Origin of the sequence: Entomospira culicis (assembly GCF_028748145.1) — a bacterium.
GTDB classification, from domain to species: Bacteria; Spirochaetota; Spirochaetia; order WRBN01; family WRBN01; genus Entomospira; species Entomospira culicis.
The window spans coordinates 52,154-65,540 of sequence record NZ_CP118182.1 but is presented as its reverse complement, the minus strand read 5'-3'; the positions used below and the strand labels follow the sequence as shown (position 1 = coordinate 65,540).

The window sequence follows — 13,387 nt, the reverse complement described above, 5'->3', positions numbered from 1 at the left end:
AAAACAGAGAGCCTCACTAGGCTTGTGTGAAGCTCTCTGTTTTATACTTTAATTTCCAAAGGAGATATTGTATGACATGGTTCAACTCTTTAAGAAAAAAGTAAAGCCAAATCAAACAATATAATCATTGATTAGGATTATATCCGATACAGAAAAAAATATCAAGGGCTTAGGATATTTTTTGTCAATAAATTTTAGTTATGAGGAACTTTTTGGTTTTTCATAAAAAGTGAATTGATTAGTAAGATAGTTTTGTTTAGTAAATAGCGGAGGTTTTTTAAATAGACAGAATCTCTATTATGATTATAAAAAGTCGCTTCATATCTCTTACTCTTTTGATAATTAATGACGATAATTAATCAATGAGGAGTCGTTATGGCAAAGGCATTTGTATTGACCGAAAATCATCGGCTTATTTTAAGACACCTATTGCGGGAAGGAAAGCTATCGCGCAAGAGATTGGCAACGCTGATGCACCTTACTCCTGCGGCGATTACGCGCCTTACCGCAGATTTAATTAAACATCATTATATAGTGGAAAAGAATATTCTCATGAAAGCAAAAAGTGTCGGGCGTAAAGAGATTTTATTGTCTTTGCATGATAACCTTGGCTATGCCATGACAATGGATTGGCAGATTGATGAGGTGATTATCGCCATTAGTTCTATTCAGGGAAAGGTGTTACAAAAGAGCGCTCTGGTAATCGGCAACCAACCGATGATGACATTCTTGGGGCATCTGGTGCAACAGGTAGAGAGTATGCGGGTGCACCTAAAGATTAGTGAGCGCAAGATTTTGGGCGTGGGTGTTAGCTTAGGTGCTTCTTTTATGCACGATGCAGAAGAATTGCATGATATTTTGCAGATGCTTATCCCCTATCCTCTGCTCATCGAGAGGCATGCGCTTGCCTTTGCAGAGGCACATCTTCTTTACACTGATGGGCAGGCTATGGAAGATTTACTCCTCTTTAGTTGGTCAAACTCCCTCTCCTCTACGTTGGTTATGGGTGGAAAAATCTATCAAGGTAGCCATCGGCAGGCCGGCAACATTGAGCATTTACCGGTGGGGGATCAGGGGCGTCTCTGTGGCTGTGGGCGAAAGGATTGTCTGCAAACCTATCTCGATTTTGGGGTGATACTAGAACAAATTCGGCAACAATTCGTGTTAGATAACTTACCGCATTTGCGTGCTTTTTTAGGCGATAATCCTTTGACTTTAACCGAGTTACATCGCTATTTATTCTATATCGATAAAGAAGCTACCCCGATGGATCCACCGCTTGAGGCACTGCTTAGAGAGTGCGCTGGCTATATGGCACGTGCTTTTTTGGTGGCTACGCGCATCCTCGATCCGCAAGTAATCTTATGCTATGGAACATTTTTTGCGCACGATCTGATTTATCGCTTGGTGGTAGAGCAGTTACTCGTGTTAGATCCGCACTATCCGGTGCATCACCTTCAGCGCTCATGGTTGCACTACCAAAGGGCTACGGTTGCCGGCCTTGCGCTTGTGGTATCGCGCGTGCTTTTGGAAGAATAAATATTTATATCAAAAAGATAAGCTGCTATTTATTCATTAGAAAAAAAGCGCGACAACCCAGCCTTAGCTGGGCTGTCTTATTGCTCTGTGATTAATTATTGTACGGCAAAAACCGCATCTACGCTAGCGCGCAAGAGAATCTTGCGCACGGCTACTGCCTCGCGATAGGCCATACCCTCACCGTCCACGCTATCTGAGAGTTCCTTATTACGACTATCCATAAGTAGCATATTATTACTCTCGGCACTGCTCTTCATCATGCCGGTTTGTCCTTGCTGTTGGGTGATACGGCTATCGTCCTCGCTGACAAAGATGAGCCCGACAATCTTGCCATGTCCTTTGGCGAGATTTTGCGCGCGCGTTTCGGCATTATCCAGCGCCATGCGTTTTACTTGAAGCTTATACTCTTCAATTTTACTATTACGCATATCGCTGAGGGAGGATCCAGATCCATGGGAGAGTTTGAGGGTGAGCACCTGATCGGCTGCCGCCATACTATTGACCATCACTTGATAATTACGGGTACTTACTACGGTGCGAGAGCGGGTGTAATTATTATTGCGATTGAGGGTAACAACTTCATTGCCGGCGTTTTGTAAGCGAATCTCTTTGCGCTCGATGCCCAATTTCTGGAGTTCAGCGATGAGGTTATCTTCTAACTCTAGGATATTTGGCCCGAGAGTAACAAATAAGTTGGCGTCGTTGATGTTGCGATCGAGTTCTTCGGTAAAGTATTCGCGGATACGGATATTGATATAAAATTCATCGGGTTCGATCTCTAGTTCGGCCTGTCCTGCTACCGAAATTTGCCCTACCCCGCGCGATTGTGTACAACTCATTGTCGTTAAGGCTACGCCAACAAGGGCGATAAGCCATAAAATCTTCTTCATGATTGCTCCTTCTCTGCAATGATTTACTAACTTGATGATAACAAAGTTATGCCCTTGTGTCAATCGTCGAAGAATGCACCCACATCGCGATAGAGCGAGGCTTGGCTCATATGGAGCAACCAAAGCAATAACGCTGGCAGAATAAAAATGGTTAAAATGAGATTTTTCAAGCCCAAAATCCCTAACAATACCACGGCGATCATGCTTAGAGATTGACGGGGTAAGTGCTTAATAAATAAGTAGATACTTAGTTGAATTTTCTGTTTGATTGTCCATGCTGAATAACGAATGTGTAGCTGTGCTAAGTTGTGCATCAGGTTAAAGTAGAAGGCGCTCATAAAGAGACGATAGTACCAAGAGGCGCTGGCTTGCGCTATCATTAAGAGATACCACGCTAATATTAATATGTAAAGGAGCAGGAGGATACGCTTTCCTTGCTTTAACCAATCGATAAGAGAATGAAAAAAGTGCTTAGCGATGCCCTGCTCGGTTTTATCGACAATAACACGCAGTGTCGATAGGCTAAAGAGGAGGAGCGTCGGTAGCGTCAGCAGGAGAAGCAAGACCGTACGATGGCGCTCTAGCCAGATAAAAGGGAGCATGATGGGGATAGAGGCAATCGCCATCAGCGTGCTCAAGATGATGAGCTTACTGATGGTGGTTGCCATGGCGTAGAGCCCTTTATGCATCGATAATCACAGTTTGAATGGCGTGTGCACCAATTTCGATGTTTGTATCCGCGAGGCTCAAACGATAACGCAGAGCAGCCTCATTACGATTAAGCACCACGATAACAATCTTCCCATCGCCTTTCCACGTCGTTACATAGAGCCCGGTGGCGCTCACCTCGTGGCCAATACGCACGTAGCCGGGTTTGATGAAGCGGGAGAAGTGTCCGATATAATAGTAGGAATTTTGGAAGACCACTTTATCATTAACCGTATCTGCCATGATGGGCGCAGAACAGTAATTTTCCACATGATTAGGCCCGCCCATCTCATCTAAAACTAAGTTCCAGTCGCACCAACCCTCTACCCAGTTGTTAAGATCATTGATGATGTGATAGCCATAGGTCTCGCCAAAGCGCCATTTACCTTCTAAGCCACAGCCCCCTTCAACGCATCCTTCGGTAAAGATGATATGTTTGTCGGGATAGGCGTTATGCACCTTGGTTAAATTTTCAAATTGCTCTACCACATACCAATGCACGCCCACACCCCAGAGATATTGGGCAGTTTGTGGATTGTCGTAGGCAACTTTAGCACGATCGAAAACGTGATCGCGGTTGTGATCGTAGAGAATGATGCTGGTGTTGAGACCTGATTTTTTGAGGGTAGGGCCTAAATGGTCGCGAACAAAGGCCGCCTCTTCTTCTCCGGTGTAGAGACAAGACTCCCACGTTTGATGCGCCTCGGGCTCATTTTGCACGGTAACGGCAAAGAAATTGATGCCTTCTTTTTTGTATTCTTGGAGAAATTTAACCATATAATCAGCCCACATCTGGGCAAATTCAGGGCGTAGTTTGCCTCCCCGATTCATTAAATTATTGCTCTTCATGAACGATGGCGGACTCCAAGGACTGGCAAAGAGTTCTAAAGAACCGGCCATGCGCTGTGCTTTTTTAATCAACGGTAAAATATAGGTGTGGTCGCGATGGATAGAGAAGCTCTTGAGCTCGGTATCTTTGGGATCGTTCATGTAGGTGTAGTTCTCCAGCGAGAAGTCGCAACTGTGGATGTGAGCGCGTCCTAGACGATAGTCATTGCCCTCTGCGCCAAAGTATGCTTTCATAATGATCTCTTGGTTGGCTGGAGAGAGGCGGGAGAGATTGTATGCGGTAGACTCGGTGAATGCACCGCCAAAGCCAATCATTTTTTGCATCTCTTCTTCAGGGTGCAAGGTAATGAGGATGTTTGCATCCTGTGCGGTGGTGGCATCCACGACGCTTAGGCGGTGGTTACTCTCTTCTTTGGTTTCATAAATTTTCATTAATAACTCTTTCCTTTTTTAAAAAGCAGAGAGAAGAGATAACCCTCTTCTCCCTGTGATGTTTTTAATAACCAAATCGGGCTAACTTAGCAAGATTTGCTTGAATTTTTTCGTTTTTTACGGCAAATGCGCGCTGAATATCCGCCGATTGATAGACAACTTTTAATGCCTCAAGCTCTTGAAGCATCGCTTCTTTCGAAGGCGATCGAATCATGCGTACAATGGTGTCGATACGATGGTTCTCTTGATACGCTTTCATGGTGCGTGCTTCTGCGCTACGTGGATCGGGATCGCTCATTTCGATAGCAAATTCAGGCCGAAATTTTCCTTGCGTCCAGCCAAAAATCTGCTTCATTTCAGGCATTTGGGTGTCGGTGTAGCGTAGTTTAAAGCTGGGGTCAGCAATCATCCAAAACTCGCCTAATTGCGTCTCCCGCGTAAAACCATCAATATCCTCCGCGCGCCACGTTGCGTACTCCTCGGTAAAGCGGTAGACTCCCGCCTCATCACGATAGTAGGATTCCCCTTCTACGCCAAGGGTCGTGGTAAAGTGTCCTTCAGGGCTTAAGAGATAGGTGATGAGTTGAATCGCGCGCTCTTTGTCTTTGGCGTGCTGGGTTACCATGGTAAGCGTCCAACCACTGATACCCGTCTGTTCGGTGAAAAAGGCAGGATCGTCCATGTTGCGATTAGCAGGACCATCGATGGCGATATAGCTTTGATTAGGATTGCGCTGGGCATTGCGTGCAATCGGCGCGCTCATGGCAGGTAATGCGGTGGTGAGCAAGGAGAAGAAACGCCCTTGGTTGAGCCCATCGACAAAATCATCCTCCACATAGGCGAAGTTATCGTCGATAATCAGCCCCTCTTGGTAGGCCTGGCGCAAGACATCCAGCCAGATAAGATACTCCTCATCAAAGAGACGCTCATGGTAAGCACCATCTTTGATTTGTGGAATAGCCAAGAAATTCATGATCGCATCCACGGCCGCCCCACCATCACGCAGACGGTAAATCGCCAAGGGAACGATATTCGGCTGAAGCGCTTTAGCATCGCGCAAGGCTTGTAAAAATCCTTCTGGGGTACGCATGCTAGGCGATCCAATCGCACTATAGATATCGCGACGCACCAAAAAGCCATGCTCCCCCACCATCTGGCTGTCGGGATCGGTAAAATCTGCATAGCTATTAGACATGCTTGGATAGCCGTAGACATCACCTGCGTCATTGGTATACCAAGCAAGGGAATCGGGCTTAGCGACCTGATAGAAGTAGGGATCGTAGGCATCGGCAAGCTGATTGAGTGGCACTGCCCAACGATGCGCATCTTGTACGGCGAAATTTATCTTATCTAGGGTGATGATATCGGGCAACTGTCCAGCAGCAATCATCTGGTTGAGGCGATCGTCATCTCCACTGATGAGATGAAGCGTAGTTTTGGTATCAAGCTTTATCTTATGGGAGGCGTAATCCTCACCTTTACGCTCACCAAACCACGGAAAATTGACATACCAAACAATCGTCGCCTCGGTGTCTTGGAGCTTATAACTAGGCTCATTGGGGTTGACGCTAAAGCGTGATGGCGGTAGCTCCTTAGAGGCTTGTTCACCCTTTTGGCAACTTATTACACTCAACGCGATGAGTGCAAGCATCCATACTTTTTTCATAAAAACTCCTTATCTACTTTTTCCAACTAGGCATAGCCCATTTTGGCTAATTTCTTGATATTTTGAGCAATTTTTTCATTTTTTACGGCAATCGCACGTTGAATCGCCTCGCTTTGGTAGAACGTTTGCAATCGCTCTACTTCGGCTTGCAGTTGTTCTGGGCTTGAGGAGCGAATCATCCGAATCACGGCCTCAATACGCTCCTCTTGATAGTGAATCCAACTACGCTCTTCGGCGGTGCGCGCATCAGGATCGCTCTCTTCTAAGGCAAACTGTGGTACAAATTTCCCCAAAGACCAGTGCCAAATTTGGTTGAGCTCCGCCACCGAGATATCCGTATTTCGCTCTAAAAAGTTACTGTCCAGCAACATCCAAAAGAGCGGAAACTCCGTTTGGGTGAGAAAGGCTTCATTATCGTTGTTCTGCAAATCAAGAATGACCGGCGTATAGCGATATAAGCCATCTTCTCCGCGGTAATAGGTTTCGCCCTCAATTCCGAGTTGGCTAGTGAAGTGCCCCTCCTCGCTCATCAGGTAGGTGAGCAACTGGATAGCGCGCTCCTTGTTTTGACTGCCTTGGGTAATAAATGTTAGCGCCCAGCCACCAATCCCACTGGCGGTGAGATGCGGTGCATCCAAGTTGCGATTGGCAGGGCCATCGATAGCCAGATAATGCTGATTGGGATTACGGTTGTGGTTATTGATGAGTTGATACTTAATCGCATTGAGCGTAGAGGCAAAGACGGCAAAATACTGTCCGCCATTAAAGCCATCGTTGTACTCAATTTTGTTGTAAGTGAAATTATCATCAAGAATTAACCCCTCCTGATGCGCTTGGCGCAACACCTCGATCCAACGCAAATACTCCGCATCAAAGATCCGCTCATAGTGCTTGCCATCTTGCAAGGTGGGGATCGCCAAAAAGCTGGCAAGCATCTCAATGATCGACTCACTAAAGGTGCTCTCAATGCCAAAAACCAACGGCATGATCGTTGGATCGTAGGTTTTGGCATCACGCAAGGCTTGTAAAAATCCTTCTGGCGTGCGCATATCAGGGGAGCCAATGGCGCGGTAGATATCTTGGCGAACCAAAAATGTGGGGCCACCATTGAGGACACTATCCTCTCCTAAAAAATCTTCGTAGTCGTTAGAGCTGGCTGGGTAGCCGTAGATATTGCCCTGATCGTCGGTATACCACGCCAAGGTATCGCGTTTGGCTACTTGGTAGAAATAAGGGTCGTAAGCATCGGCAAGCTGATTGAGGGGCATCGCCCAGCGGTGGGCAATCTTGGGGAAAGATGTCCAAGTGCCAACGGTAACGATATCGGGCATCTCCCCCGATGCGATCATCTGATTGAGCGTATCATCATTGCCACGAATCACCCGTAGACGCGTGTTGGTATCGGTGAGGATTTTTTGCGAGACCACCCCCGATCCAGTAGGGGGAATATACCAATCAAAGTTGACATACCAAGTGATCACCCCCTGCTCATCTTGGAGCTTGTAACTGGGCTCATTGGGGTTGACGCTAAAGCGCGATGGCGGTAGCTCCTTAGAGGCTTGTTCGCCTTTTTGGCAACTTATCATACTCAACGCGATGAGTGCGAGCATCCATCCTTTTTTCATAAAAAACTCCTTTTTCTGGGTAAATACGCTATTTTACAGAGCCAACCAGCATTCCTTTGATGAAATATTTTTGGATAAAGGGATAAACCATCACAATGGGCGCGGTGGTGATAACCATGGTGGCTAGTTGTAGTGATTTGGTTGTGGTCATGCCCACTTCGACAGGCAGATTCTGCATATCCCGCGCAGCGGAAGCTAAAATCATGTTATATAAGAACATCTGGATGGGATGAATGCTCTCCTTATTGGCGATATAGAGCTTGGCGGTCATGTAGTCGTTCCAGTGTCCTACGCCGTTAAAGAGCGCGATGGTTAAGACGACGGGAATGGAGAGCGGAATAATAATCCGAAAGAAGATTGTCCATTGACTTGCGCCGTCGATGCGGGCAGACTCTTCGAGCTCTTTGGGTAGCTCACGGAAAAAGTTCATAAAAATAATCATGTTATAAAAGCTAAAGAGCGCTGGAATGATATAAACCATAAAGTTATTTAATAAGCCTAATTGTCGATAGAGTAAGAAGGTCGGGATCATGCCACCGCCGATAAACATGGTTAAAATACCCATTTTCATATAAAGACTGCGTCCCCATAAATCATTTTTACTCATCGCGTATGCCACGATGCCGGTAAAGATGATGCTCGTGCTCACCCCGACAACCGTACGCAAAATCGAAATAACAAACGCGCGATAGATACGGGGATCGTTGAAGACCTGTTTATAAGATTCCGTGGTGAATTCCTTGGGCCAGATAAAGACATCTACGGCAAATGGGTCGCTAAAGGAGAGCGCCAGCACATTGAAGAGCGGAATCAAGATACTCAAGGTGAATATCGCCATAAAAGCGGTGTTTACGTGATCCATCATGGAGCGTCGGTGTACCATAAAATCCTCCTAAAAGATTGAACGATCGTTCATGCGCTTGGTGATATAGTGGGTGCTAAGTACTAAGACCAAAGAGATTAAGGACAAAAAGAGTCCAATCGCCGTTGCATAAGAGTAATCGCCACCGGAAATACCCATCCTAAAGACATAGGAGGAGATGACCTCACTGCGGGAGCGGTTGAGGGAGTTTTGTAAAATTAAGGTTTGATCGAGGTTAGAGCCAAAGAGTCCGCCCATCGCCAAGACGAAGGTGAGGATAATGATTCCGCGAATCGAAGGGATAGTAATCTTGATGATTTGTTGAAGACGTGTCGCGCCATCTACGGTCGCCGCCTCATAGAGCGTGGGATCGATGCCTGCCATCGCCGCAAGGTAGAGAATGGTATTCCAACCTACTTCTTTCCAAATATCAGAAAAGACCGCAATCCACCAATAATAGCGAGGTTCAATTAAAAAGGTAATCGGGCGCTCAATAATCTTAAGACCCACCAAAATTTGATTAACAATGCCGGTGCTGGAGAGCCAAGAGATGATCATGCCACCAAAGATAACCCAAGAGAGAAAGTGCGGGAGGTAAGAGATCGTCTGCGTGCTTTTGCGAAAAAATCCCATGCGCATTTCGTTGACCATCACCGCAAGGATAATCGCCGCCGGAAAGCCAATAACCAGACGTAAAGCATTGATTCCCAAGGTGTTTTGGGTGGCTAACCAAAAATTTCTATCTTCTAAAAAGGCACGAAATTGCTCTAGCCCCACCCACCTGCTACCGAAGAATCCGTCGAAAATGGTAAAGTCTTGAAACGCGATAATAATACCGTAAATCGGTATATAATGAAAAATAATCAGAAAAATCACCATGGGCCAAACCATCAACTGCAAGGGTAATTGCTTGCGGATAAGCGCTAACCCTTTAAGCTCTTGTTGCTTCATTTTTATCTCCTTAGACAGACAAAAAAGATAAGAAAAACGATTTTCTTTCTTTTAAGACGAGTCAACGTTCTCTCTTATACTTTTTATTGTATAACGACTTTTCGCTGTTGTCAAGGAAATTTTTCTTGCTTTTAGCTATAGATTTCGCTGGTGTCGTTGAGATTTTGGGTTACAAGGCGATAGTAGATGCCACCTGCTTGCATGAGGCTCTCATGGTTGCCCGACTCGGCGATTTTTCCCTGTTCGATGACGAGAATGAGATCGGAATTTTGGATGGTGCTCAAGCGATGGGCAATGACAAAGACGGTGCGCCCTTGCATCAGGCTATCCATGCCACGCTGTACCACGGCTTCGGTTTTGGTGTCGATGCTAGAAGTCGCCTCATCCAAGATCATCACGGGAGGATCGGCGACTTCGGCACGAGCAATCGAGAGCAATTGCTTTTGTCCTTGCGAGAGCGCGCTACTCTCCCCTTCGATGACGTGTGCATACCCACCTTCCATCGCGAGAATAAATGCCTCGGCACCAGCGCGTTTTGCAGCCTCTTCCACCTCTGCATTACTAGCGCTAAGGCGTCCATAGCGTAGGTTGTCGTAGATACTGCCACTAAAGAGGTGCGTATCTTGTAACACCATGCCAAGCGATCGGCGTAAATCGTGCTTGTGGATACGTTTAATGTCGATGCCATCGTACAGAATGCGCCCACTGTCGATCTCATAAAAACGATTGAGAAGGTTGGTGATTGTTGTTTTCCCCGCGCCTGTGGAGCCAACTAAGGCCACTTTTTGGCCGGCTTTAGCCTCAAAATCGATCGCTTCCAGCACGGTTTTTCCAGAAACGTAGCTAAAATTGACCGCCTCAAAGCGAATCTCTCCTCTAAGTTGTGTGTATGTCGCATTGCCTTGCGGATCGATCTCTTTCCACGCCCAATGCTCGGTGTGATGCGTACTCTCTTGGAGAAAATTACCGGCTTTATCGACCTCTACAGCAACCAAATGCACCTGACCATCCACCGCTTCTTCGCTCTCTTCCAATAGCGTAAAGATACGTTCAGCTCCAGCAATTGCCATCATAATAATATTGAACTGCCCAAATGCCTCGGCGATGGGGAAGGTAAAGCTACGGCTCAAGTTGAGGAACGAGGCAATCGCCCCAAGGGTTAAGCCGCCCACCCCCGAGAGCGCCAACATACCACCCACCATCGCCACCGTAATATACTGAAAGTAGCCAAAATTTCCTAGCATCGGCCAGATCATATTACCATTGCGCACCGCTTTGGTAACACTGGCGTGTAGCGCGTCGTTGTAGCGCGCAAAGTCGGTGACGGCTTGCTCCTCGTGGGAAAAGACCTTGATCACCTTCTGCCCGGCAATCATCTCCTCGATATAGCCATTAAGATGCCCCATGTCGGCCTGTTGTTGGCGAAAATACCGCGCACTTCGCTTTGCCAGCACGACAACGGCAGGCACAATAATCACGGTAGTGCCCAGCTGTATTAAGGCAAGCGTCGGGCTAATAATAAACATGGTAATCGTTACCATAGAAAGATTTAACACCGAAGAGAGCGAGATGCCTAACCCCGTGGCGATAAACTGACGCATCATCTCCATATCGTTGGTGTAGTGGCTCATGATCTCACCAGTCTGTCTTGCATCAAAGTAGCTTACACCGAGGCGTTGCATGTGGGTAAAGAGACGATTACGCATCCGTTGCATGAAGTGTTGAGTGGTGCTAATCATGAGGCGTTGGGCTAGATAATTGCCGATCAGCCCAAGCATATAGATCCCCGCCATCAAGAATAGGAGATGCAATAATGGGGTAAAATCAGGGTGAGATAGACCATGCATCGGGACAATGTATTCGTCGATCAATTTTTTGAGAAAGAGCGATCCCGCCGCCTGTGCCGTAACGTTAAAGAGCAAAAAGATCACCGCAAAAATCAGTGCAACTTTATGGTACTTCCAGAGCATCGCGAGGATATTTTTGGTGATTTGCCAAGCTTTTTTGGCATCAAAATTTTCGGGCATGGTGCCCACAACTTTTTTAGACATCGAGGGTGGGCTCCTTTTGCGACTGGCTAGCATAAAGCTCTTGATAGGCAGCACAACGCGCTAAGAGATCGGCATGGCTACCTTGATCGAGGATGTTGCCTCTCTCTAAATAGATAATCCTGTCGGCGTGTAAGACCGAGCTAATGCGCCCCGCGATGATGATTTTGGTCATGCCATTGGCTTGCGCGATGAGCGATTGGCGGATTTGGGCGTCGGTTTTGGTGTCCACCGCCGACATGGAGTCATCTAAAATGAGGATTTTCGGCTTCTTGAGAAGCGCCCGTGCAATGCATAAGCGTTGCCGTTGTCCTCCCGAGAGATTGGTTGCCCCCTGCTCTAACACGCTCTCATAGCCATGTTGCATCTTTTGGATAAAGGGATCGGCTTGCGCGATGTTACTGGCAGATTGTAGGGTTTCAAGATCCGCATCTGGATCGCCCCAGCGCAGATTTTGGGCGATTGTTCCGGAGAAGAGTTCATTCTTTTGGAGCACCATCGCTACTTGATTGCGCAATGCATCTAAATCGTAATCACGCACATCATGGTCGCCAACCAAGACGCGCCCGCTCTTCACGTCGTATAGACGCGCAATCAGTTGCACCAGCGAGCTCTTGCCACTCCCCGTCTCGCCAAGAATGCCTATCGTGCTACCTGCGGGAATATCGAGGTTGATATCATGAAGCACCTCTTTTGCATCGTCCACATCGTAGCCAAAGGAGACATTCTCAAAACGAATCGATCCATGGGGAACTTCCTTAATTGCCTCGGCTGGACTCTCCAGCTCGACCTCTTGATTCAGCACCTCTTTAATGCGCTTAATCGAGGCTTGCGAGAACATCATCTGGACAAAGACAAAGGCAAAGAGCATCAAATTGATTAAGATTTGGGTGAGATAGGCAAAAAAGCTCATCAGTTGACCGGTGCTTAACGCATCGACAATGACCAGTTTTGCGCCAAACCAAGCCACCATCAAGGTTGCACCATAAAGGCTAAATTGCACCAAGGGATTAAAAAACGCCGCTAAGCTCTCGGCCTGCACCGCCTGCTTGCGCAACCCCGCAGTAATGTCTGCCATCCGATCAATCTCTTGCTCCTCTTGCACAAAGGATTTAACCACGCGAATGCCTTTAATGTTCTCTTGCACCTGCTTATTGAGCTTATCGTTCCAGCCCATAATCTTGCCGAACATCGGGTGGGCAAAGTAAACGATAATTGTCATGCCGATGAGAAGTAAAGGCATAAAAAGCAAGAAGATAAGCGATAGTTTTTGGTGGATACTAAAGACGGCGATGAGTGCAAGGGTAATCATGATGGGGGTGCGTACGGCAAGACCAATCATGGTTTGGAAGGCGTTTTGCACGTTATTCACGTCGTTGGTGAGGCGGGTGATGAGACTGGAGGTAGAGAAGCGATCGATTTGGCTAAAGGTAAAGCTCTGGATTTTGCGAAACTGGGCAAGGCGCAAATTCTTTGCCAATCCCGTAGCGGCACTGGCGGAGTATCGCCCTGCCAAGAGCCCACCACTAGCGGAGATAATGGCCATGCCAAAAAGGAGGAGCCCTAATTGGCGTACCATCTGCATATTGCCGGCGCTAATGCCCTCGTCGATGAGTTTGGCCATGACAAGGGGAATAAAGACCTCAACAATCACCTCAATAATGACAAAGATCGGCGTAATGATCGCGTCGATTTTATACTGGCGAATGTGCTTGCTAAGTGTGAGCACCTGGCGAACCTCCTCTCTTTGCCTCTGGAAAAAATCGTTTTCCTTAAAGACTCTTTTTTAGTATATAACAGCTTTTGGCTTTTGGCAA

10 protein-coding genes are annotated in these 13,387 nt (G+C 46.9%); 1 reads left to right on the top strand and 9 read right to left on the bottom strand.

Annotated features, from left to right (window positions below; genetic code table 11):
- Nucleotides 1-375: 375 nt before the first annotated feature.
- Nucleotides 376-1,539: an ROK family transcriptional regulator gene (locus tag PVA46_RS08070; RefSeq protein ID WP_167696442.1), complete on the top strand. Its 1,164-nt coding sequence runs from the start codon at nucleotides 376-378 to the stop codon at nucleotides 1,537-1,539.
- A gap of 95 nt (nucleotides 1,540-1,634) precedes the next feature.
- On the opposite strand, the gene PVA46_RS08065 is transcribed toward PVA46_RS08070, so the two are convergent.
- The 9 genes from PVA46_RS08065 to PVA46_RS08025 form a co-directional block, all read right to left on the bottom strand.
- Nucleotides 1,635-2,429, bottom strand: a complete 795-nt coding sequence (locus PVA46_RS08065) for an SIMPL domain-containing protein (protein WP_167696440.1) — start codon at nucleotides 2,427-2,429, stop codon at nucleotides 1,635-1,637.
- Nucleotides 2,430-2,488: 59 nt separating this feature from the next.
- A complete protein-coding gene (locus tag PVA46_RS08060; protein ID WP_167696438.1) occupies nucleotides 2,489-3,118 on the bottom strand; it encodes a hypothetical protein in 630 nt (209 codons plus the stop codon).
- A complete protein-coding gene (locus PVA46_RS08055) occupies nucleotides 3,111-4,418 on the bottom strand; it encodes a glycoside hydrolase family 30 protein (RefSeq protein WP_167696436.1) in 1,308 nt (435 codons plus the stop codon). The genes PVA46_RS08060 and PVA46_RS08055 overlap by 8 nt, the downstream gene beginning before the upstream one ends.
- A 64-nt stretch (nucleotides 4,419-4,482) precedes the next feature.
- Nucleotides 4,483-6,084 carry a type 2 periplasmic-binding domain-containing protein gene (locus PVA46_RS08050; protein ID WP_167696434.1) on the bottom strand — a complete coding sequence of 534 codons (1,602 nt, stop codon included), beginning with the start codon at nucleotides 6,082-6,084 and terminating at the stop codon, nucleotides 4,483-4,485.
- A 26-nt stretch (nucleotides 6,085-6,110) separates the two neighbouring features.
- Nucleotides 6,111-7,709, bottom strand: a complete 1,599-nt coding sequence (locus PVA46_RS08045; RefSeq protein ID WP_167696432.1) for a type 2 periplasmic-binding domain-containing protein — start codon at nucleotides 7,707-7,709, stop codon at nucleotides 6,111-6,113.
- 28 nt (nucleotides 7,710-7,737) lie between these two features.
- The gene (locus tag PVA46_RS08040) at nucleotides 7,738-8,592 is read right to left on the bottom strand and encodes a carbohydrate ABC transporter permease (protein ID WP_167696431.1); all 855 of its coding nucleotides are present in this window, start codon (nucleotides 8,590-8,592) and stop codon (nucleotides 7,738-7,740) included.
- A 9-nt stretch (nucleotides 8,593-8,601) separates the two neighbouring features.
- Nucleotides 8,602-9,522, bottom strand: coding sequence for an ABC transporter permease (locus PVA46_RS08035; RefSeq protein ID WP_167696429.1), 921 nt, complete (start codon nucleotides 9,520-9,522; stop codon nucleotides 8,602-8,604).
- A gap of 131 nt (nucleotides 9,523-9,653) precedes the next feature.
- The gene (locus PVA46_RS08030; protein WP_212603870.1) at nucleotides 9,654-11,573 is read right to left on the bottom strand and encodes an ABC transporter ATP-binding protein; all 1,920 of its coding nucleotides are present in this window, start codon (nucleotides 11,571-11,573) and stop codon (nucleotides 9,654-9,656) included.
- Complete coding sequence (locus PVA46_RS08025) at nucleotides 11,566-13,299, bottom strand: ABC transporter ATP-binding protein (protein WP_167696427.1); 1,734 nt, start codon at nucleotides 13,297-13,299, stop codon at nucleotides 11,566-11,568. The genes PVA46_RS08030 and PVA46_RS08025 overlap by 8 nt, the downstream gene beginning before the upstream one ends.
- Between the last annotated feature and the right edge of the window lie 88 nt (nucleotides 13,300-13,387).

What these genes read in the sequence shown, in the direction of transcription:
- PVA46_RS08055 (WP_167696436.1), bottom strand. Translation starts at nt 4,418, where the DNA reads ATGAAAATTTATGAAACCAAAGAAGAGAGTAACCACCGCCTAAGCGTC.
- PVA46_RS08045 (WP_167696432.1), bottom strand. Translation starts at nt 7,709, where the DNA reads ATGAAAAAAGGATGGATGCTCGCACTCATCGCGTTGAGTATGATAAGT.
- PVA46_RS08050 (WP_167696434.1), bottom strand. Translation starts at nt 6,084, where the DNA reads ATGAAAAAAGTATGGATGCTTGCACTCATCGCGTTGAGTGTAATAAGT.
- PVA46_RS08035 (WP_167696429.1), bottom strand. Translation starts at nt 9,522, where the DNA reads ATGAAGCAACAAGAGCTTAAAGGGTTAGCGCTTATCCGCAAGCAATTA.
- PVA46_RS08065 (WP_167696440.1), bottom strand. Translation starts at nt 2,429, where the DNA reads ATGAAGAAGATTTTATGGCTTATCGCCCTTGTTGGCGTAGCCTTAACG.
- PVA46_RS08070 (WP_167696442.1), top strand. Translation starts at nt 376, where the DNA reads ATGGCAAAGGCATTTGTATTGACCGAAAATCATCGGCTTATTTTAAGA.
- PVA46_RS08030 (WP_212603870.1), bottom strand. Translation starts at nt 11,573, where the DNA reads ATGTCTAAAAAAGTTGTGGGCACCATGCCCGAAAATTTTGATGCCAAA.
- PVA46_RS08060 (WP_167696438.1), bottom strand. Translation starts at nt 3,118, where the DNA reads ATGCATAAAGGGCTCTACGCCATGGCAACCACCATCAGTAAGCTCATC.
- PVA46_RS08040 (WP_167696431.1), bottom strand. Translation starts at nt 8,592, where the DNA reads ATGGTACACCGACGCTCCATGATGGATCACGTAAACACCGCTTTTATG.